General features: G+C 73.8%; 18 protein-coding genes. 3 read left to right on the forward strand and 15 right to left on the reverse strand.

What is annotated here, in order from left to right; genetic code table 11:
* Positions 1-89 precede the first annotated feature (89 nt).
* From ffh to BLT52_RS17405, 13 genes are all read right to left on the reverse strand, one after another.
* A complete protein-coding gene (ffh, locus tag BLT52_RS17345) occupies positions 90-1,664 on the reverse strand; it encodes a signal recognition particle protein (protein WP_090595282.1) in 1,575 nt (524 codons plus the stop codon).
* Positions 1,665-1,759: 95 nt separating this feature from the next.
* The gene (gene ftsY, locus BLT52_RS17350; protein ID WP_090595283.1) at positions 1,760-2,965 is read right to left on the reverse strand and encodes a signal recognition particle-docking protein FtsY; all 1,206 of its coding nucleotides are present in this window, start codon (positions 2,963-2,965) and stop codon (positions 1,760-1,762) included.
* Between the two features lie 46 nt (positions 2,966-3,011).
* A complete protein-coding gene (locus BLT52_RS17355; RefSeq protein WP_090595285.1) occupies positions 3,012-3,203 on the reverse strand; it encodes a hypothetical protein in 192 nt (63 codons plus the stop codon).
* Between the two features lie 181 nt (positions 3,204-3,384).
* Complete coding sequence (gene smc, locus BLT52_RS17360) at positions 3,385-6,960, reverse strand: chromosome segregation protein SMC (protein WP_090595286.1); 3,576 nt, start codon at positions 6,958-6,960, stop codon at positions 3,385-3,387.
* Positions 6,960-7,547 carry a GtrA family protein gene (locus tag BLT52_RS17365; protein WP_090595288.1) on the reverse strand — a complete coding sequence of 196 codons (588 nt, stop codon included), beginning with the start codon at positions 7,545-7,547 and terminating at the stop codon, positions 6,960-6,962. The genes smc and BLT52_RS17365 overlap by 1 nt, the downstream gene beginning before the upstream one ends.
* A 38-nt stretch (positions 7,548-7,585) precedes the next feature.
* Entirely contained in the window at positions 7,586-8,122 is a 537-nt protein-coding gene (locus tag BLT52_RS17370; RefSeq protein WP_090595290.1) for a gluconokinase, read from the reverse strand.
* 101 nt (positions 8,123-8,223) lie between these two features.
* Complete coding sequence (gene mutM, locus BLT52_RS17375; protein ID WP_090595291.1) at positions 8,224-9,078, reverse strand: bifunctional DNA-formamidopyrimidine glycosylase/DNA-(apurinic or apyrimidinic site) lyase; 855 nt, start codon at positions 9,076-9,078, stop codon at positions 8,224-8,226.
* Between the two features lie 6 nt (positions 9,079-9,084).
* Entirely contained in the window at positions 9,085-9,921 is an 837-nt protein-coding gene (gene rnc / locus BLT52_RS17380; protein ID WP_090595293.1) for a ribonuclease III, read from the reverse strand.
* Entirely contained in the window at positions 9,890-10,081 is a 192-nt protein-coding gene (rpmF, locus tag BLT52_RS17385; RefSeq protein WP_090595295.1) for a 50S ribosomal protein L32, read from the reverse strand. Before rpmF ends, rnc begins: the two co-directional genes overlap by 32 nt.
* Positions 10,082-10,083: 2 nt before the next feature.
* Positions 10,084-10,662, reverse strand: a complete 579-nt coding sequence (locus tag BLT52_RS17390; protein ID WP_090595296.1) for a YceD family protein — start codon at positions 10,660-10,662, stop codon at positions 10,084-10,086.
* Between the two features lie 54 nt (positions 10,663-10,716).
* The gene (gene coaD, locus BLT52_RS17395) at positions 10,717-11,214 is read right to left on the reverse strand and encodes a pantetheine-phosphate adenylyltransferase (RefSeq protein ID WP_407922609.1); all 498 of its coding nucleotides are present in this window, start codon (positions 11,212-11,214) and stop codon (positions 10,717-10,719) included.
* Complete coding sequence (rsmD, locus tag BLT52_RS17400; protein WP_090595299.1) at positions 11,214-11,816, reverse strand: 16S rRNA (guanine(966)-N(2))-methyltransferase RsmD; 603 nt, start codon at positions 11,814-11,816, stop codon at positions 11,214-11,216. Before rsmD ends, coaD begins: the two co-directional genes overlap by 1 nt.
* The gene (locus BLT52_RS17405) at positions 11,813-14,056 is read right to left on the reverse strand and encodes an ATP-dependent DNA helicase RecG (RefSeq protein WP_231946374.1); all 2,244 of its coding nucleotides are present in this window, start codon (positions 14,054-14,056) and stop codon (positions 11,813-11,815) included. The genes rsmD and BLT52_RS17405 overlap by 4 nt, the downstream gene beginning before the upstream one ends.
* Positions 14,057-14,233: 177 nt before the next feature.
* Between BLT52_RS17405 and rpmB the strand changes: the two genes are divergently transcribed.
* Positions 14,234-14,419: a 50S ribosomal protein L28 gene (gene rpmB / locus BLT52_RS17410; protein ID WP_090595303.1), complete on the forward strand. Its 186-nt coding sequence runs from the start codon at positions 14,234-14,236 to the stop codon at positions 14,417-14,419.
* A gap of 755 nt (positions 14,420-15,174) precedes the next feature.
* On the opposite strand, the gene BLT52_RS17415 is transcribed toward rpmB, so the two are convergent.
* Positions 15,175-16,857, reverse strand: a complete 1,683-nt coding sequence (locus BLT52_RS17415) for a ribonuclease J (RefSeq protein WP_090595304.1) — start codon at positions 16,855-16,857, stop codon at positions 15,175-15,177.
* Between the two features lie 89 nt (positions 16,858-16,946).
* On the opposite strand from BLT52_RS17415, the gene BLT52_RS17420 reads away from it, so the two are divergent.
* Positions 16,947-17,504 (forward strand): GNAT family N-acetyltransferase, encoded by a 558-nt coding sequence (locus tag BLT52_RS17420; protein ID WP_090597014.1) that lies wholly within the window; start codon positions 16,947-16,949, stop codon positions 17,502-17,504.
* Positions 17,501-18,340, forward strand: coding sequence for a PhzF family phenazine biosynthesis protein (locus BLT52_RS17425; RefSeq protein WP_090595306.1), 840 nt, complete (start codon positions 17,501-17,503; stop codon positions 18,338-18,340). The genes BLT52_RS17420 and BLT52_RS17425 overlap by 4 nt, the downstream gene beginning before the upstream one ends.
* A gap of 608 nt (positions 18,341-18,948) precedes the next feature.
* Here the strand turns inward: BLT52_RS17425 and BLT52_RS17430 are convergent.
* A complete protein-coding gene (locus BLT52_RS17430) occupies positions 18,949-20,424 on the reverse strand; it encodes an FG-GAP repeat domain-containing protein (protein WP_090595307.1) in 1,476 nt (491 codons plus the stop codon).
* Between the last annotated feature and the right edge of the window lie 51 nt (positions 20,425-20,475).

Here is a 20,475-nt window from a genome sequence, read left to right on the forward strand (position 1 = left end):
GTCGCTCGGCGGGATCGCCGCGTCAGTGTACCGCCGGGGCCCGGCGCAGGCCGGGGCCTCGGGGGCGCGCGTCGTGCTCGTCGAGGGGCTCAGCGGCCCTGGCCGAACATCTTGCGCAGCTCGGGCGGCAGGTCGAAGTCGGCCATCGCCTTCTCCATCTCCTCCGGCGTCTGCGGCGGCGCCCCGAAGGCCGCCGCGCCGTCGGCCGGCCGCGGTGCCCCACCGGGCTGGCCGCGCTTGGCCGGGTTGCCGGAGACGCCCTTGCGCGCGCCCTTCTTCTTCACCGGCTGCTTGGCCTTGCGGGCGCCCCCGCCGGCACCCGGCATCCCGGGCATCCCCGGCATCCCCGGCATCCCGCCGGTGGCCAGCTGGCTCATCATCTTGCGGGCGTCCATGAAGCGGCTGACCAGGTTGTTGACGTCGGAGACCTCGACCCCGGCACCACGGGCGATGCGGGCCCGGCGCGAGCCGTTGAGGATCTTGGGGTCGTCGCGCTCGGCGGGGGTCATCGACTGGATGATCGCCTCGATCCGGTCGACCTCCCGCTCGTCGATGTTGCTGATCTGCTCCTTCATGTCCCCCATGCCGGGGAGCATCCCGAAGATCTTCGACAGCGGACCCATCTTGCGGACCATCTGCATCTGCTGCAGGAAGTCCGCCAGCCCGAAGTCGCCACCGCCCTTGCTGGTCAGCTTGGCCGCGGCCTTGGCGCTCTGCTCGGCGTCGAAGGTCTTCTCGGCCTGCTCGATCAGGGTGAGCATGTCGCCCATGCCCAGGATGCGGCTGGCCATCCGGTCGGGGTGGAAGACGTCGAAGTCGCCGAGCTTCTCGCCGTTGGAGGCGAACATGATCGGACGGCCGGTGACCTTGGCGATGGACAGCGCGGCACCACCGCGGGCGTCGCCGTCGAGCTTGGTCAGCACCACGCCGTCGAAGCCGACGCCCTCGGCGAAGGCCTTGGCGGTGTTGACCGCGTCCTGGCCGATCATCGCGTCGACCACGAACAGCGTCTCGTTCGGACGGACCTCGGCCTTGATCTTGGCCGCCTGCTGCATCAGCTCCGCGTCGATGCCCAGCCGGCCGGCGGTGTCGACGACGATGACGTCGTAGAGCTTCTGGGAGGCGTGGTACATCGCCCGGCGGGCGACCAGCACCGGGTCCCCGACACCGTTGCCGGGCTCGGGGGCGTAGACGTGGACGCCGGCCTGCTCGCCCACCACCTGCAGCTGCTTGACCGCGTTGGGGCGTTGCAGGTCCGCGGCCACCAGCAGCGGCGAGTGCCCCTGCTCGCGCAGCCAGCGGCCGAGCTTGCCCGCCAGGGTCGTCTTGCCCGCGCCCTGGAGGCCGGCCAGCATGATCACCGTCGGCGGCTTCTTGGCCCAGCGGATGGTGCGGGTCTCCCCGCCCAGGATGGTCACCAGCTCCTCGTCGACGATCTTGACGATCTGCTGGGTCGGGTTCAGCGCGCCGCTCAGCTCCGCGCCGAGGGTCCGCTCCTTGACCGCGGCCACGAACTCCTTGACCACCGACAGGTTGACGTCGGCCTCCAGCAGCGCGATCCGGATCTCGCGGCAGGTGGCGTCGATGTCGGCCTCGGACAGGCGTCCCTTGCCGCGCAAGGACTTGAAGGCGGCGTTCAGTCGGTCCTGCAGGGTGTCGAACACGTGGCGGTCCTCGGTTGGTGGTGGCGCTCGGTCGGGGGGTGGCCCGGGGGTCCAGACTACCGGCCCGTGCCCACCGGGCCGTGCAGCCGAGCGGCTCAGCCCTCGGTGAGCAGGGCGTCGACGAAGTCGGCGGCGTCGAAGGGGGCGAGGTCGTCCACGCCCTCCCCGAGCCCGATCAGCTTGACCGGCACGCCCAGCTCGCGCTGCACCTGGACCACGATGCCGCCCTTGGCCGAGCCGTCGAGCTTGGTCAGCACGATGCCGGAGACGTCGACCACGTCGCGGAAGATGCGGGCCTGGATCAGGCCGTTCTGCCCGGTGGTGGCGTCCAGCACCAGCAGCACCTCCCCCACCGGGGCGCGACGCTCGATCACGCGCTTGACCTTGCCGAGCTCGTCCATCAGCCCGGCCTTGGAGTGCAGCCGGCCGGCGGTGTCGATCAGCACCACGTCGACCTGCCCCTCCGCGCCGGCCCTGACCGCGTCGAAGGCGACCGAGGCGGGGTCCGCGCCCTCGGCCCCGCGGACCACCGGGACCCCGACCCGTCCGGCCCAGGTCTCCAGCTGGTCGGCGGCGGCGGCGCGGAAGGTGTCGGCCGCACCGAGCAGCACGTCCTTGTCCTCGGCGACCAGCACCCGGGCCAGCTTGCCCACCGTGGTGGTCTTGCCGGTGCCGTTGACGCCCACCACCATCACCACCGCGGGGGTGGGCTCGCCGTCGGCGTCCACGCCGGGCTCCAGCCGCAGCGAGCGGTCCATGGTGGGGTCGACGAGCTTGAGCAGCTCCTCGCGCAGCACCCGTCGGGCGGTGCCCGGGTCAGACACCCCGTCCACCTTGAGCCGGGAGCGCAGCGCCTCGACCAGCTCGGTGGACGGTCCCACCCCCAGGTCGGAGGTGATCAGCGTCTCCTCCAGCTCGTCCCAGGTGTCGGCGTCGATCCGGTCCTTGGCCAGCAGCGCCAGCAGCCCGCGGGAGAGGGCGTTGTCCTGGCCGGCCAGCCGACGACGGAGCCGGGCCATCCGCGAGGCGGGTGCCTCGGGGACGTCGAGGCCGGGGGCGGTCGGCTCGGGCTCCACCTCGACCAGGGGCGGCGCCTCGCCGCCGGGACGGACCAGGGTGTCGGTGCCGCCACGTGTTCCGTCGTCCTCGGTGTCGGCCGGCGTGCGGTCGTCGAGCTGCCGCGGGGGCGTCGACGGGGGCAGCTGGCGACGGCGCCGGGAGACGACGACGGCGGTCACCGCACCGGCGACCACCACCAGCGCGACGAGGCCGATGATCAGGGCGAGCAGGTTCAGGTCCACCCCGACATCCTAGGGAGGGGTCGGCGCCGCCGCGGACGAGCCGGGGTCAGCGGAAGAGGCGCTCGAACCGCGGCGGGACCTGGCCCTCGCCGTTGAGGTGCTGGGCGGCCTTGGCCAACCGCCCCGACACCTCCGGGGCACGGTCGGAGAACCGACCCTCGATGCCGAGCACGACCATGGCGGCGACGCCCAGGGCTGCGGCGATGATGACGACCATGACGACGATGGCAGTGCCCACTGCTTCTCCTTCTCCTGCGGCCGGTCGGACCTCGGGGTGGTCCGGCGACGAGGCCCATTGTGCGTCGGCCACCTGAGAGGACACCGTGACGACACGGAGATATGAGCAGTGATCGTGCGGATAGTCGGTGAACGTTCCGTGGCGGCTCGGGGCGCCCGGGCGGGCGGGGCCCCGAGGGGGTTCAGCCGACCGGTTCGCTCTCGCGCAGCCGCTGGCTGATCACCGTCGAGACGCCGTCCCCGCGCATGGTCACCCCGTAGAGGGCGTCGGCGATCTCCATCGTGCGCTTCTGGTGGGTGATCACCAGCAGCTGGCTGCTGGAGCGCAGCTCCTCGTAGATCTCCAGCAGCCGGCCGAGGTTGACGTCGTCCAGGGCCGCCTCGACCTCGTCGAGGATGTAGAACGGGCTGGGCCGGGCCATGAACAGCGCCACCAGGAAGGCCACCGCCACCAGCGAGCGCTCCCCGCCGGACAGCAGCGACAGCCGCTTCACCTTCTTCCCCGGCGGACGGGCCTCGACGTCCACCCCGGTGGTCAGCCACTGCCCCGGCTCGGTCAGCACCAGACGTCCCTCGCCGCCGGGGAACAGCCGGGAGAAGACGTGGGTGAAGGCCTTCTCGACGTCGGCCCAGGCCTCGGCGAACACCTGCTCCACCCGGGTGTCCACCTCGACGATGATGTCGAGCAGGTCCTGGCGGGTGCGGCGCAGGTCGTCCAGCTGCTCGGCCAGGAAGGCGTGCCGCTCCTGCTGGGCCTCGAACTCCTCCAGCGCCAGCGGGTTCACCCTGCCCAGCAGGGCGAGGTTGCGCTCCGCGGCCCGCAGCCGCCTGGCCTGCTGCTCGCGGACGAAGGGCACCGGCTCGGGGACCTCGTCGTCCTCGGTGAGCGCGCTCCCGTCGGGGCGGGTCAGCACCGGCACCGGCTGCTCGGGACCGAACTCGGCCAGCAGGACGTCCGGGGTCAGCCCCAGCTCGGCCAGGGCGCGCTCCCCCAGCTGGTCCACCCGCATCCGCTGCTCGGCCCGGGCCAGCTCCTCGCGGTGCACCGAGTCCACCAGTCGCTCCAGCTCCGCGGTCAGGTGGCGGGCGGCGGAGCGGGCCTGGGCCAGCTGCCGGTCGGCCTCCACCCGCGCCTGGTCGGCGGCACCGCGATCGGCGGTGGCCGCCCGGTGGGAGACCTCGATGCGCTCCAGCAGACGGGTCGCCCCGGCGGCCACGGCCTGGGCCTCGCGGCCCTCCCGGGCCAGCTGCTCCCGACGCACCCGGGCCTTCTCCCGGGCCCGCCGCTCGGACTCCGCGGCCCGGCGCAGGGCGTCGGCCCGTCCGGCCAGCCCCCGGACCCGCTCCTCGACGGTGCGCAGCGCGAGCCGCGCCTCCATCTCCGCGGCGCGGGCCACCCGGGCCTGGTCGGCCAGCCGGTCGCGCTCGGCGGGGTCGGGCTCCTGCTCGTCGTCGGTCTCCTCCTCGGCCAGGGCCAGCCGCTCCTCGAGCTCGGCCAGACCGCTCAGGTCGCGGTCGCGGGCCTCCTCGGCGGCGGTGATGGCGCGCCCCAGACGCTCCGCCTCACCCTCGGCGGCCCTGCTCTGCTGGCTCAGCTGGCCCAGCTCCTCGGCCACGGCGGCCATCGAGGCGTCGGACTCGTGTAGCCGGGCCAGGGCGACGTCGGCCCGCTGCACGGCGACAGCCAGCCGCTCCTCCAGCTCGGCCAGGGCGAAGCGGAGCCGGTCGCACTCGTGGGAGCGCTCGACCAGCTGCCCCTCGGCCTGGTCGACGGCGGCCTGCACCTCGATCAGGCTGGGCCGGGCGCTGGACCCGCCCGCGGCGAACCAGCGGCTGAGCAGGTCGCCGTCGCGGGTGACGGCGGTGAGCTCGGGGCGCTCCTGCAGCAGGGCCCGGGCGGAGGCGACGTCCTCCGCCACGGCCACCCCGTCCAGCAGCCGGCGCAGGGACGTCTCCAGCGCCGCGTCCGTCTCGACCAGGGACACCGCCCAGCGGGCCCCGTCGGGGAGCTCGCCGCGGGTCTGCGTGCCGTCGGCGGGGGCGTCGCCGACCAGCAGCCCGGCCCGGCCCAGGTCCTCCTCGCGCAGGTGCTCGAAGGCGCCGACCGCCGCGCCCACGTCCCCCACCACGACGGCGTCGGAGGCGGCCCCGAGGGCGGCCGAGAGGGCCTGCTCCCACCCGGGCCGGACGCTGACCAGGGCGGCGACGGAGCCCAGCACGCCGTCCAGCCGCTCGCTGGCCGCCAGCAGGGCGGCGCCGGCGTCCCCGCGCTCCAGGCCGGTCCGCAGCGCCTCCACCCGGGCGGCCGCAGCCGCACGCTGCTGCTGGGCGGCCTGCTCGGCGGCGACCAGCCCCGCCTTCTCCGCGCGCAGCCCGTGCAGGGCCTCGCTGGCCTGCTCGTGCTCGGTGTCCAGCCCCACCTCACCGGCGTCCATCCCGGCCACGGTGGCCTCCAGCGCGGTGAAGGCCCGGGTGGCCTCGGAGGCCTTCTGCCGGGCCTGCTCCCGCGCCGCGGTCAGCCGGCCGATCTCGTCCACCGCCGCGCCGGCGCGCGAGCGCAGCGAGGACACCTGGCCGCGCAGCCGGGCCAGCCCCTCGCGGCGGTCGGCGGCGGCGCGGACCAGGGCGGAGAGCCGCCGGTCCGCCTCCGCGTGCTCCTCCTCCAGCCGGCCCCGGGCCTCGGCGGCCTGCTGCAGGGCGTCCGCGGCGGCCTGGGACTCCTCCCGCAGCGCCGCCTCCTGCTGCCCGACCTGCTCGGCCTCGGCCTCGAGCTGCTCGGGGTCGCGCCCGGTCCGGTCGTCCGGGCGGGCCTCGGCGGCGTGGCGGACCCGCTCCCGGGCGATGCTCAGGGTGCCGGTGACCCGCTCGCGCAGCCCGGCCAGGGCGTACCAGGTCTCCTGGCTGGCGGCCAGGGCGGCGTCGGCGGCCCGCAGCGCCTGCTCGGCCTCGGCCTCGGCGTCCCGGGCCTCCAGCAGCCCCCGCTCGACCTCGACCCGGCGGGCGCGGACCCGGGCCTCGTCGGCGTCCTCGCGCTGCATCTCCAGGGTGGCCTGGAGGAGCTCGTCGGCCAGCAGCCGGGCCCGGGCGTCGCGCACCTCGGCCTGCACCACCGCCGCCTTGCGGGCCACCTCCGCCTGGCGCCCCAGCGGCTTGAGCTGGCGGCGCACCTCCCCCAGCAGGTCGCTGAGCCGGTCCAGGTTGCCCTCGCAGCCCTCGAGCTTGCGCAACGCCTTCTCCTTGCGCTTGCGGTGCTTGAGGACCCCGGCCGCCTCCTCGATGAAGCCGCGGCGCCCCTCGGGGGTCGCGGTGAGGATGGAGTCCAGCTGGCCCTGCCCGACGATGACGTGCATCTCGCGCCCGATGCCGGAGTCGCTGAGCAGCTCCTGGACGTCGAGCAGCCGGGCCGGGTGGCCGTTGATGGCGTACTCCGAGCCGCCGTTGCGGAACATCGTCCGGGCGATGGTGACCTCGGTGTACTCGATCGGCAGGGCGCCGTCGGTGTTGTCGATGGTCAGCACCACCTCGGCCCGGCCCAGCGGCGCGCGCCCGGAGGTGCCGGCGAAGATGACGTCCTCCATCTTGCCCCCGCGCAGGGACTTGGCCCCCTGCTCGCCCATCACCCAGCTGAGGGCGTCCACCACGTTGGACTTGCCCGAGCCGTTCGGGCCGACCACGCAGGTGATGCCGGGCTCGAAGTCCAGGGTGGTGGCCGAGGCGAAGGACTTGAACCCGCGCAGGGTCAGGCTCTTGAGGTGCATCAGCCGACCCCCAGCGAGCTGTCGTCGCTCGGCGTGTGGGTGGGGTCGTCGTCCACCCCCGCCGAGCGCCGGACCGCCTTGAAGGTCCACAGCTTGTTGAGCACGAAGGAGGCCGGGGTGACCACGGCGATGGCGACCAGGTTGGCCCAGTACAGCGGGTTGCGCAGACCGGTGCTGGAGTCCAGCACCGTCACCGGCAGCGCCAGCGGGGACTCGGCGTTGAGCAGCAGGGTGGTCACGCCGAGGCTGATCAGCAGCCCGACCAGGCCGACCGACAGGAAGGGCCAGTACTCCCGCCACCAGGCCGTGGCCCGCCAGCTGCGGAAGGTCCACCAGCGGTTGAGCTGGAAGTTCGACACGTTGGCCACCAGGAAGGCGGCGCTGACGTAGGCGTGGTACCAGCGGACGTTGAACTTCGACCACGGCAGGTCGACCAGCACGGCGTGCGGGTCGGGCCCCAGCTTGTTGGCCAGGATGACCACGGCCATGTTGACGAGGACGCCCGAGCCGCCGACCAGGCCGAACCGGATCAGCTGGATCCAGTTGTGGCGGTGCCGGATGAACAGGTAGTCGGTGAGGCGCTTCACGGTCGGACCAACATACCTGTCAGCACCCCCGGTGGGGCTCAGCCGTCGCCGGGGTGCGACCGGGCGTCGGGCAGGTCGAGCCAGGCCAGCACGCGGGCGACGATCTGCTCCGGCGTCTCGGCGATGTCGACCACCAGGCCCGCCTCGTCCTCGGCGAGCGGCTCCAGGGTGGCGAGCTGGGAGTCCAGCAGCGTGGGCGGCATGTACTCGTGGACGCGCACCCCCACCCGGGCCCGCAGCAGCTCGGCGCTCCCGTGCCCGTGCACCATCACGGCGTCCGGGGCGTGGCTGCGGAGCTGGTCGCGGTAGCGACGACGGAGCGCGGAGCACCCGACCACCAGCGGGCCGGAGCCCAGCACCCGCCCGACCTCGTCCAGCCAGGGACGCCGGTCCTCGTCGGTCAGCGGGGTGCCGGCGGCCATCTTGGCCCGGTTGGCCGGGTTGTGCAGGGTGTCGCCGTCGACGAAGGTGCGGTCCAGCGCGACCGCCAGCAGGGCGCCGATGGTGGTCTTGCCGGAGCCCTGGACCCCCATCACCACGATCGGCACGTCGGCGTGCGGCGCTGGCTGGGGCATCTGCGGCTCCTGGGACGAGTTGGACGCCGACGAGCCTAGTGGTGCGCCGGGCGGGGCGCAGGTGCGTCCGGGGCCCGGCGGTCGGCGGTCGGCGGGGCAGGTCACCAGCGCGGGGCGCGGGGCCGCCGCTGGCACCGCGGGCAGCGGTAGGAGGAGCGGTTCATGAACAGGTCGCGGACGATCGGCGTGCCGCACCGCAGGCAGGGCTGGTCGGCCCGGCCGTAGGCCGACAGGTGGCGCGCGAAGTAGCCGCTGGAGCCGTTGACGTCGACGTAGAGGGCGTCGAAGGACGTCCCGCCCTGGGCCAGCGCGCCGGCCATCACGTCCGCGGCGGCCTGGAGCACCGAGCGGGCCTGGGCGGCGGTCAGCGTGTCGGTGGCCTTGGCCCAGTGCAGCCGGGCCTGCCAGAGCGCCTCGTCGGCGTAGATGTTGCCGATGCCGGAGACCAGTCCCTGGTCCAGCAGCGCCCGCTTGACGCCGGTCCGACGCCGCCGCATCCGGCCGGCGGTCGCGTCCAGGTCGTAGCCGGGGTCGAAGGGGTCCAGGGCGATGTGGGCCACCTCGGCGGGCAGCTCGGCACCGCCGGGGGACAGCGAGAGCCCGCCGAACATGCGCTGGTCGACGAAGCGGAGCTCCGGGCCGCCGTCGGTGAAGGAGAGCACCACGCGGGTGTTGCGGGCCAGCGGCCGGTCGGCGCCGTCCAGACGGAACTGCCCGCTCATGCCGAGGTGGGCCAGCAGGGCGTCGCCGTCGCTCAGCGGGAGCCAGAGGTACTTGCCCCGGCGTCGCGGGACGTCGAGGGTCCGCCCGGTCAGGGCCAGGGCGAAGTCCTCCGGCCCGCCCGGGTGGCGACGCACCGGGCGGGGGTGCAGCACCTGCACGGCGGCCACGGTGCGACCGGCGACCGCGGGCTCGAGCCCGGCCCGGACGACCTCGACCTCGGGGAGCTCAGGCACGGGAGGTCACGCCGGCCGACGGCCCCCGTCGAGCGGGACGGGCGCGGCGTCGTCGTCCGCCCCGTCGGCCACCGCCGCGGCGGCCGCGGCCACCCCGGCCAGCCGGCGCTCCAGGCTGCGGAAGGCGGAGGCCGCCGCCTCCTGCTCGGCCTGCTTCTTGTTGCGTCCCAGACCGGGACCGAAGCGCTCCCCGTCGACCACCAGCCAGGCCTCGAAGTCCTTGGCGTGGTCCGGTCCGGACTCGCTGACCTCGTAGACCGGGGCGCCGAGACCCTGGCTGGCCACCATCTCCTGGACGCTGGTCTTCCAGTCCAGCCCGGCGCCCAGCTGGGCCGCGGCGGCCATCAGCGGGTCGAACAGGTGGTGCACGAAGAGGCCCGCACCGTCCTGGCCGTGGGTGAGGAAGACCGCCCCGATCAGGGCCTCCATGGTGTCGGCCAGGATCGAGGACTTGTCGCTGCCACCGCTGTTCACCTCGCCGCGACCGAGACGGATCATCGGACCGACCTCGAGCCCGCGGGCGACGTCGGCGAGCGCGCGGGCGTTGACCACGGCGGCGCGCAGCTTGGCCAGCTGCCCCTCGCTGAGGTCGGGGTGCTGCAGGTAGAGGTGCTCGGTCACCACCACACCGAGGACGGAGTCACCGAGGAACTCCAGCCGCTCGTTGGTGGGCAGGCCGCCGTTCTCGTAGGCGTACGAGCGGTGCGTGAGCGCCAGCACGAGCAGCTCGGGATCGATACCGACCCCGAGCTGCTCGAGCAGGCGCTCCACCGCCGACGAGTCAGTCACTCTGGACCGCTCTCGGCTCGGCTCAGGCCTCGAGGACCTGGCGGCGGTCCGCACCGGCGCCGTACTGGCCGCAGGCGGCGCAGGCGGTGTGCGGGCGGTGCTTGGCGCGGCAGGCCGGGTTCTGGCAGGTGACCAGCACGGGCACGGTGGCCTTCCACTGCGAACGGCGGTGCCGGGTGTTGCTGCGCGACATCTTCCGCTTCGGGACTGCCATGGTTACTCCCTGTTCTCGGTGCTGCTCGGGTTCGTGCTGGTCGTCTGCTGCCACTCGGCCAGGTCGCCCCAGCGGGGGTCGACCCGCTCCCCGTGGTCGTGCGTGGGGTCTGCGTTCAGGTCCTGCCCGCAGACGGGGCAGAGACCGGCGCAGTCCTCCCGGCACAGCGGGTTGAACGGCAGGTCGAGCACCACCGTGTCCCGGACCAGCGGCTCGAGGTCGATCAGGTCGCCCTCCAGCCGGCTGGCCTCCTCGTCGTCGGGCTCGCTGTCGGGGTAGAGGTACAGCTCCATCAGCTCGAGCTCGGACTGCTCCGAGATCGGCGTCAGGCACCGTGCGCACTCCCCCGACACCGTGACCTCGGCGGTTCCGGTGACCAGGACCCCGTCGCCGGCACTCTCGAACCTGAGGTCGAGGGTGATCGGCGAGCCGGGTGGTACTCCGATTACTTCGTTGCCGAGCGCGTCGGGTGCCTCCAGGGTGCGGTGCAGCTCCACCATCCGACCCTGCTGGCGTCCGAGGTCGTGGGTGCTGATGACCAGCCCCGACCGGGGATCCAGAGAGCGGTGCAGCGACGTCATCGCATTCCCTTCCTCACACGGCGGCTCGACTCGCGTCATAACCGACGCACGATGTTACCGCCCTGTCCCGGGGGACGCCAATCCGGGGCCGAGGGAGGCGATCCGGCGCGCCGTGGCCTCCGGGACGAAGGGCGAGACGTCCCCGCCGAGACGGGCGATCTCGCGCACCAGCGTCGAGGAGACGTAGGACCACTGGGAGGACGTGGGCAGCAGGATCGTCTCCAGTCCGCTCAGCCGGGTGTTCATCTGCGCCATCTGCAGCTCGTAGTCGAAGTCGGAGGCGAACCGCAGCCCCTTCACCACCGCGCCGATGTCGTGCTCGCGGCAGTAGTCGACCAACAGGCCGGAGAACGTGGTCACCCGGACCCGCGGCTCGTCGGCCAGCACCTCGGTCAGCATCTCCACCCGCTGATCGGGGGTGAACAGCGCGGACTTGCTGGTGTTGGCGCCCACCCCGACCACCACCTCGTCGAAGAGCCGCGCCGCCCGCCGGACGATGTCGAGATGGCCGTGGGTGACCGGGTCGAACGAGCCCGGGCAGATCGCTCGCATCAGCTCTCCTCGGTGTCGCCGGCCCGCAGCGGCTGGGCCCAGTACAGGACGGTCTCACCGTAGCGGCGCGACCAGGAGTCCATCCCCTCCGGCCAGCGCGGGGGGTCGCTGCGCCGTCCGCGCTCCAGCACCACCACGCCGTCCTCGGCCAGCCACCCGCCCTCCAGCGCGGTGGCGACCAGGGCGTCGAGCTCGGCCGAGCCCACGGCGTAGGGCGGGTCGAACCAGCAGACGTCGAAGGCCTGCTCGGCGGGTTCGGCCAGCACGCTGGCGACCGAGGCCGTCCGCACCTGGGCCGGCAGCCCCAGCTCGCGCACGTTGCGCCGCGCCACGTCGGAGGTGCGGCGGTCCCGCTCGACCAGCAGCACCGTGCGGGCGCCGCGGCTGGAGGCCTCCAGCCCGACCGCACCGGACCCGGCGTAGAAGTCGGCGAAGGAGAGCTCGGTCAGCCACTGCTCGACCGGCTCGTCGATGGTCCCGGCCCAGGAGGCCAGCGCCGAGAAGAAGGCCTCCCGCACCCGGTCGGCGGTCGGGCGGGTCAACGGCCCGTCGGGGGTCTCGATCCGGCGCCCCCGGCGCAGTCCGGCGATGATGCGGCTCACGTGCGCTCCAACCACTCGGGTTCGGCCAACAGCTCGATCTGGGCCCGCAGGTCGGACAGGACGGGGTCGTCCGGCCCGGCGGTGGCCACCCACGCCTCGGCGACCTGACGGGCCAGGGCGATCTCGTCGGCGTGCTGGATGACCTGCAGCAGCCGCAGGCTGGACCGGGCACCGGACTGGCGCGAGCCGAGCACGTTGCCCTCCCGGCGCTGCTCGAGGTCGACGTCGGCCAGCGCGAACCCGTCGCGGGTGGCGGCGACCGCGTCCAGCCGGGCGCGGGCGTCCGAGCCGGGCTCGGCGGTGGTGAGCAGCAGGCAGACGCCGGGGTGCTGCCCCCGCCCGATCCGTCCGCGGAGCTGGTGCAGCTGGGAGATGCCGAAGCGGTCGGCGTCGCTGACCACCATCACCGAGGCGTTGGGGACGTCCACCCCGACCTCGACCACGGTGGTGGCCACCACCACGTCGGTCTCCCCCGCGGCGAACCGGGCCATCGTGGCGTCCTTCTGCTCCGGGGGCAGCTGGCCGTGGACCACCTCCACCGACAGCCCCGACAGCGGACCGGCGGACAGCTCGGCGTGCAGGTCCTCGACGGTGCGCGGGGGCGCCGTGGTCTCGTCGACGTCGACCGCCACCGCCTCGGCGGAGCGGTCGGACTCGCTGATCCGCGAGCAGACCACGAACGCCTGACGTCCGGTGGTGGCCTCCTCGGCCACCCGCTGCCAGGCCCGCTGGACCCAGCCCGGGTGGGCGTTCTCGTCCACCACCACCGTGCTCACCTCGGCGCGCCCACCGGGCAGCTCGGACAGGGTGCTGGTCTCCAGGTCCCCGAAGACGGTCATGGCCACCGACCGCGGGATGGGGGTGGCGGTCATCACCAGCAGGTGCGGCCGGCTGCTGGCCTTGGCGGCCAGCGCGGAGCGCTGCTCGACGCCGAAGCGGTGCTGCTCGTCGACCACCACCAGACCGAGGTCGGCGAACTGCACCTTCTCCGACAGCAGCGCGTGGGTGCCGACCACGATGCCGGCCTGACCGCTGGCCGCGGCCAGCATGGCCTCCCGCTTCTGCGCGGTGCTCATCGACCCGGTCAGCAGCACCACCCCGGTGGCGTGCTCGGCCGCGGAGAGGGTGCCACCGGCGGCTCGGTCGCCGAGCATCCGCTGCAGGGTGGCGAGGTGCTGGGAGGCCAGCACCTCGGTCGGGGCCAGCAGCGCGGCCTGCCCACCGGCGTCCACCACGGCCAGCATCGCGCGCAGCGCCACCAGGGTCTTGCCCGAGCCGACCTCACCCTGCAGCAGCCGCTGCATCGGCACCTCGCGGGCCAGGTCGGCGAAGATCTCCTCCCCCACCTGCCGCTGCCCGGCGGTGAGCGTGAACGGCAGGTCCGCGTCGAAGTCGGCGAGCAGGCCGTCGTCCCGGCGCGGCCTGGGCACCGCGGGCTGGGCGGCGGCCTCGGCCCGGCGCAGGGCCATCGTCACCTGCATGGCCAGCGCCTCGTCCAGCACCAGCCGACGCCGGGCGGGCTCGACCTCGTCCCGGCTCTGGGGCTGGTGCACCCCGCGCAGCGCCGTCATCAGGTCGGGGACGCCGAGCGCCTCGCGGACGGGGGTGGGCAGCGGGTCCTCGAGCTCCCCCACGGAGTCCAGCGCCAGCTGCACGCACTCGGCGACGCGCCAGGTGGGCAGCTTCCTGCTGGCGGGGTAGAGCCCGATCAGACCGCCGTGCCCGACCTGGGCCAGGGACTGGTTGCGCTGAGCGCCGCCGATCACCGTGCCCTGCTCGTCGAGCACCACGTAGTCGGGGTTGGTCAGCTGCAGCCGGTCGCGGAAGGTGCCGACCTTGCCGGCGAAGATGCCGCGCGCGCCCCGGGGCAGCTGGCCCGCCCAGTAGCGGACGTGGTGCATCTTGCCGAAGAACGTCAGGTCGAGCTCGCTGGTGCCGTCGGTGATGGTCACCTCGAGCCGTGACGTCGGCGTCCGTCCCTTGGCCCCGGCGAACTCGTGCGGCCGGACCCCGAGCACGACGGCCATCACCGCCGCCTCCTCACCCGGCACCAGGCTGGCCAGGTCGCTGGTCTCGTGGCCGGCGAAGTAGCGTCGGGGCAGGTGGCGCAGCAGGTCGCCGACGGTCTCGATCCGCCAGGTGGTCAGCTGCTTGGCCGTGGCGGCGCCGACCACGCGCTCCACCTTCGTGCTCAGGGCGGCGTTGGCGGGCACCCGCCAGCCTCCGGTCGGTGCACTCACAACGGGCACCCTAGCGATCGCCGCTGACGGTCCCTGCGGCGATTAGGCGAGCGCGGCGGCGGTCGGCTACTCTTGACCGGTTCCCGGTTCGGGACCAATTCACGTGTACACCACTCGCCCAGGCGAGTTCGACTTCGGTCCGCCCACCCCGGGTGGACCTCGCGAGGAGAAGATCCAGTGGCTGCCGTATGTGACGTCTGCGCCAAGGGCCCGGGCTTCGGACACAACGTCCCCTGGTCGAAGAAGAAGACGAAGCGTCGTTGGGACCCGAACATCCAGCGCGTCCGCGCTGTGGTGTCCGGCACCCCCAAGCGCCTCAACGTCTGCACCTCGTGCATCAAGGCCGGCAAGGTCTCGCGCTGACCCCCTGAGCCCCGGCTCAGCCGAACCCGCTCCCCTCGTGGGGGCGGGTTCTTCGCGTCCCCGGACACCGCGTCCGCCGACACCGCCTCCGCGCGTCCGCGCGTCCTCACCGGGCCCGCCCCGCTGGCCCGCGCCGCTGCCCTGCGCCTACGGGTCGGCCGCCAGCCAGCCACTTCGCCCCGTCTGCGACCACCTCGCCCCCTCTATAGGCGGGGCAACATGCTCGCAAGCGGGGCGAAGTGCTCCCAGGTGGGCCGGAGCGCCGGACGCGCGCCCGTAGGTGTGCCCCGTGGTGCCCTGCCGCGGGCTCCGAACCCAGCCCGCCTGGACGCACGTCGCCCCGTCTACGCCCACCTCGCCCCCTCTATAGGCGGGGCAACGTGCTCGCAGGCGGGGCACCCTGATCGGAGGCGGGGCACCCTGCTCGTAGGCGAGGCACCCTGCTCGTAGGCGAGGCACCCTGCTCGCAGGCGGGGCGAAGTGCTCGTAGGCGGGGCAACCTGCTCGCAGGCGGGGCGAAGTGCTCCCAGCTGGGCCAGAGCGCCGGACGCGCCCCGTGGGTATGCCCCGTGGGGCTCTGCCGCGGCTCCGGACCCAGCCCGCCTGGACGCACGTCGCCCCGTCTACGCCCACCTCGCCCCCTCTATAGGCGGGGCAACGTGCTCGTAGGCGGGGCGAAGTGGGATGGGACGTGCGTGCGCTGGCGGACGGCCGGCGGGGTGCCGACCGAGGCGCCGGCCGCGGGACGCGAGGGGTCAGACGGTGACGACCAGGGGGACGATCATCGGGCGGCGGCGGTAGCTGTTGCTCACCCAGCGGCCCAGCGTCCGGCGGATCACCTGCTGCAGCCGGCTGGCGTCCACGACCCCGTCACCGAGGGCCTCCTCCAGCGCCTTGGTGATCTGGGCGGCCACCGGGTCGAAGACGGTGTCGTCCTCGTGGAAGCCCCTGGCGTGGATGTCCGGGCCGCTGATCAGCCGCTGGCTGCGGGTGTTCACCACCGCGAGCACCGAGATGAAGCCCTCCTCGCCGAGGATCTTGCGGTCGGTCAGCTGGGTCTCGGAGATGTCGCCCACGGTCGAGCCGTCGACGAAGATGTAGCTGGTGTCGACCTGGCCCACGATCCGGGCCCGTCCCTGCGCCAGGTCCACCACGGTGCCGTCCTCGGCGAGCACGGTGCGCTCACGCGGGACACCGGTGGCCACGGCCAGGTCGGCGTTGGCGATCAGGTGCCGCACCTCGCCGTGCACGGGCATCACGTTGCGCGGGCGGACGATGTTGTAGCAGTAGAGCAGCTCCCCGGCGCTGGCGTGACCGGAGACGTGCACCATCGCGTTGCCCTTGTGCACCACGGTGGCCCCAAGCCCGGCCAGGCCGTTGATGACCCGGTAGATGGAGGTCTCGTTGCCCGGGATCAGGGAGCTGGCCAGCACCACGGTGTCACCGGGCTGGAGGTCGATCACCGGGTGCTCGCGGTTGGCCATCCGGGACAGGGCCGACAGCGGCTCACCCTGGGAGCCGGTGGAGATCAGCACCACCTGGTCGGGGCGGTAGCTGTCGACGTCGCGCAGGTCGATCACCGTGTCCGCTGGGACCTTGAGGTAGCCGAGGTCGCTGGCCACCTTCATGTTGCGGACCATGGACCGGCCGACGTAGACGACCTTGCGGCCGTGGGTGACGGCGGCGTCCAGCACCTGCTGCACGCGGTGCACGTGGGAGGCGAAGCAGGCCACGATCAGGCGCTGCTTGCTGCGCGCGAAGACCCGCTCCAGGGCGGGCATGATGTCCCGCTCGGGGGTGGTGAACCCGGGCACCTCGGCGTTGGTGGAGTCGGTCATGAACAGGTCGACCCCCTCCTCGCCCATCCGCGCGAAGGCGCGCAGGTCGGTGATCCGGCCGTCCAGCGGGAGCTGGTCCATCTTGAAGTCGCCGGTGTGCAGCACCGTGCCGGCGGCGGTGCGGACGAAGACGGCGAGGGCGTCGGGGATCGAGTGGTTGACGGCCACGAACTCGAGGTCGAAGCCACCGACGACGATGCGCTGGCTGTCCTCCACGGTGCGGTACTGCACGTCGCGGAGGCGGTGCTCCTTCAGCTTCTCCCGCAGCAGCGCCAGCGTCAGCCGGCTGCCGATCAGCGGGATGTCGACCCGCTGGCGGAGGAGGTAGGGGACGGCGCCGATGTGGTCCTCGTGGCCGTGGGTCAGGACCAGCCCGACCACGTCGTCCAGACGGTCCGCGATCGCCTCGAAGCCGGGGAGGATGAGGTCGACACCGGGGTGGTCGTCCTCGGGGAAGAGGACGCCGCAGTCGATCAGCAGGATCTCCCCGTTGACCTCCAGGGCGGCCATGTTGCGGCCGACGTCACCGAGGCCGCCGAGCGGGATGACCCGCAGGGTGTCAGGTGGCAGCTGGGGGGGCGTTCGCAGTGCAGCACTCATCACCGAACCACCCTACCGACCGCGGCGCCCCTCACCCGGACGCTCTCCCGGTGCCCGCCCCCCCGCCGTCCGTGGCTACGATCGCCACCGTGCCTGCACCCGTCGCCGACTCCGTCCGGCTCGCCCTGTCCAGCGAGGCGGGGCGGGTCGCCGTGCTGCAGCGCCGGTCCTGGGAGCGCCAGGGCGAGGCCGGTGCCGCGGCGCTGGCCGTGGTGGACCTGGAGACGATGACCCGGGAGTGGACGATGGCCATCACCCGTCCCCCGCTGGCCCAGTGCCGGGTGCTGGTCGCGGTGGACGCCGACGGCCCGGTGGGGTTCGCCACCACCCAGCCCGGCACCGACGCCGACGCGGAGCCGGGGGTGGACGGTGAGGTGGGCGAGTTCGTGGTCGACGCCCCCGCGGTCGGGCGCGGTCACGGGTCCCGGCTGCTGAACGCCTGCGTGGACACCCTGCGCGCCGACGGCTTCACCCGGGCCACCCGCTGGCTGGGCGCCGGCGACGACGGGATGCGCGCGTTCCTGGTCTCGGCCGGGTGGGCGCCCGACGGCGCCCACCGCGAGCTCGGCACCGAGGACGGCGTCACCCGGCTCCGCCAGGTCCGGCTGCACACCGACATCACCGCCGCCCCCGAGGACGCCCGGTGACCCGCCGCCGCTTCACCCAGCTCGACGTCTTCGGCTCCGCCGCCGGGTACGGGAACCCGCTCGCCGTGGTGCTGGACGGCGAGGGCCTCGGCACCGAGGAGATGCAGGCCTTCGCCAGCTGGACCAACCTGTCCGAGACCACCTTCCTGCTGCCGCCGACCGCCCCGGGTGCGGACTACCGGGTGCGGATTTTCACCACCAGCCGCGAGCTGCCCTTCGCCGGGCACCCGACGCTGGGCTCGGCCGCGGCCTGGCTGGCCGCCGGCGGGCGTCCGGCCGGGGACGTGGTGGTGCAGGAGTGCGCCGCGGGGCTGGTGCCGGTGCGCCGGGACGGGTCGCGGCTGGCCTTCGCCGCTCCCCCGCTGACCCGCCACGAGCCCGTCGACGCCGCCCTGCGCGACCAGCTGTCCCGCGGGCTGCGGGTGCCCGCCGAGGACGTCCTGGACGCGGTCTGGATCGTCAACGGCCCGCACTGGATCGGTGTCCGGCTGGCCACCGCCGGGCAGGTGCTGGCCCTCGACCCCGACCCGGTGCTGCTGCAGGGTCTCGACGTGGGCGTGGTGGCCCCGCACCCCCCGGGCTCTGCGGTCGACGTCGAGGTCCGTGGCTTCGCCGCCGAGGTGACGCTGGTGGAGGACCCGGCCACCGGCAGCCTCAACGCCGGGCTGGCCCAGTGGCTGGTGGGGTCCGGGGTGCTCCCGAGCCGCTACGTCGCCGCCCAGGGCACCGTGCTGGGGCGTGCCGGGCGCATCAGCACCAGCACCGAGGACGGCACCACCTGGGTCGGCGGTGAGGTCCGCGCCGTCGTCGAGGGAACGGTCGACCTCGGCGTCTGAGCCCGGTTCGCCGCGGCTCCGTCACGGTACAGAGGTCATCAGGATGGCCCTCGACCGGAAAACGGCTGGCTCCGGATACCTCCCGCTCGCCGGGGTCGGGGGGTGCGACGGATCTTGACGGTCAGTGCCGCCCAACGGGACGCGGATCGCCCGTTCGGTGCGGTGGTGCGCGGCTCGAGGGCCCGACCGACCCTCAAAATCCGTCCTTGCTTCCGCCGTCCACGGCGGGTGCGACGGATTTGCGGTCAGTGCCGCCCAACAGGACCCGGGTCGCCGGTTCGGCGCGGAGGTGCGCGGCTCGACGGCCCGACGGCCCGACCGATCGTCACGAGCAACCTGGTCCAGGATGCGCCGACGCCTGCCGCGGCCCGTCGACCGGCTCAGGGCGTCGTGCTGGTCGAGGCCAGGCAGACCCAGGGGCGCCGCAGCTCGGTAGAGTCAGCGGGACCACGGGGCTCCGGTGGGTCGCGGCCCTTCGACGGGCCCGACTCGGGTGCGGTTGTGTCGACGGCGTCACAGCGCTGGCTCAGGCCATCAGGGGGGTGACCCACGGCGGTGATGCAAGCTCGGCGCTCGGCCCGTGCGGGTCGAGCGACCGGTCCCGGGGCTCAACCGAGCGCGGCCCCGAAGCCGTCGCTGGTGGCGACCTCGCTGCTCTCCAAGGACTGCCAGGTGCCACGCCAGCTGGCGTCGACCAGCACGCGTCCTCGAGATCTGTTCGGGATCCCCACCACCACCGCGTCGCGACGGGCTGCCGCCGACGCCTGGGGTCCGGCCAGCGCCGACACCTCCATGTCGTAACCGGCATCTGCCGCCGGGTGGCCGGGCACGCCGGGTGAGGCCAGGGAGTAGCCGGCCGCCTTCACGGTGGGCAGGTGGACCACGGTCCAGGCCCCGCTGTACTGCGGGGCGGGCGCGGCCCGGGCCTCCAACGGGGAGGTGACGAGGACAGCGGGGACTCCAGCGCGCTGCAACCCGAGACCGATGGTCACCGATTCCCCGAACCGGTCGTAGTCCTCGCTGGAGTCGGGGATGCCGGCGGTGTTCTGTCCGAGCAGCTGCCGCGGGACGAGGTCTCCCGCCGCCGACAGCTGGAACAGCTGGACCGCCCCGGGGTTGGTGCGGCCGTCGAGGTCCTCGGTGGGCACTCCCACGGCCACCCAGCCGTGTCCGGCCGCGACGCTGTAGCCGAACCCGTCCTCGACCTCAGGGCCACCAGGGACCCCGGCGGAGTCCTGGCTCCACGACCGACCGGTGAAGGACCGGGGCGCAGCAGCGGTGCTGGTGAGCACCGTGACGGACCCGGCCTGATCCACCCCCGCCACCCGGGTACCGGGGGCGCCGACGACGATGCTGCGCCCGGAGGTCGCCACGCTCTCGCCGAAGTAGCTCCGGGCGGTGGCGCTGCCGTCGACGCCCGGGGAGCTGCGGTCCACGATGACCGGTGCGCCCGGTCGGCCACCGTCGAAGCCGTACACCGCCACGCCACCTCGACCCTCGCGCCGGGTGCTCATGCCGACCACCAGCTGGGGCGGCGACGTCGGGGTGGGTTGCAGCACCGCGATGTCGTCGGCGAAGGAGGTGAAGGTCCCGGCCTCGGGATCGGTCACCCGGATCGGCTCGGCCGTGGTGAACCCGGTGGGGGTGCCCCGCACGATGAAGACCGTCGGCAGCGCCGGCGTCCCGGGGTCGGGCGGATCGCCCTCGTGGTCGGGGACGTCCTCGCCCTCCCTGCCACCGTCGCCGGGTGAGGAGATGGCGAGGTCGAGGCACCCGTCCCCGGTGAGGTCGGCCACGGCGACAGCCGTACCGAACTCGGGTTCGTCACCCGGGTCGCCGGGGAGCTGGCTGCGGGTGATGTGGGTCCGCTGGCCGCTGTGGCGGACGACCTCCACCGCGCCCTGGGACCCGTCTGCGTAGGGGTCCCCGACGACCAGGTCGGCGCGACCGTCACGGTCGACGTCGCCGGCCACGCCAGTCGGACGGCAGGTCGCCGCGTGGGCCGGGCCGGAGCCGCAGACCACCAGTGCGAGCGAGCTCAGGCTGATCGCCAGTGCGGTGCAGAGCATCGAGGTTCTGGACATGACGGCCTCCGCCGGCCGGACCCGGTGACGCCGACGTCAGCTTCGGCAGCC

The sequence above is a fragment of the Auraticoccus monumenti genome (assembly GCF_900101785.1).
GTDB classification, from domain to species: domain Bacteria; phylum Actinomycetota; class Actinomycetes; order Propionibacteriales; family Propionibacteriaceae; genus Auraticoccus; species Auraticoccus monumenti.

Excerpts from the sequence above, each read along its gene's own strand:
- coaD (WP_407922609.1), bottom strand. The coding sequence starts at position 11,214 with ATGCGAGCGATCTGCCCGGGCTCGTTCGACCCGGTCACCCACGGCCAT.
- BLT52_RS17415 (WP_090595304.1), bottom strand. The coding sequence starts at position 16,857 with ATGAGTGCTGCACTGCGAACGCCCCCCCAGCTGCCACCTGACACCCTG.
- BLT52_RS17390 (WP_090595296.1), bottom strand. The coding sequence starts at position 10,662 with ATGACGTCGCTGCACCGCTCTCTGGATCCCCGGTCGGGGCTGGTCATC.
- BLT52_RS17370 (WP_090595290.1), bottom strand. The coding sequence starts at position 8,122 with ATGCCCCAGCCAGCGCCGCACGCCGACGTGCCGATCGTGGTGATGGGG.
- rpmF (WP_090595295.1), bottom strand. The coding sequence starts at position 10,081 with ATGGCAGTCCCGAAGCGGAAGATGTCGCGCAGCAACACCCGGCACCGC.
- BLT52_RS17430 (WP_090595307.1), bottom strand. The coding sequence starts at position 20,424 with ATGTCCAGAACCTCGATGCTCTGCACCGCACTGGCGATCAGCCTGAGC.
- smc (WP_090595286.1), bottom strand. The coding sequence starts at position 6,960 with ATGCACCTCAAGAGCCTGACCCTGCGCGGGTTCAAGTCCTTCGCCTCG.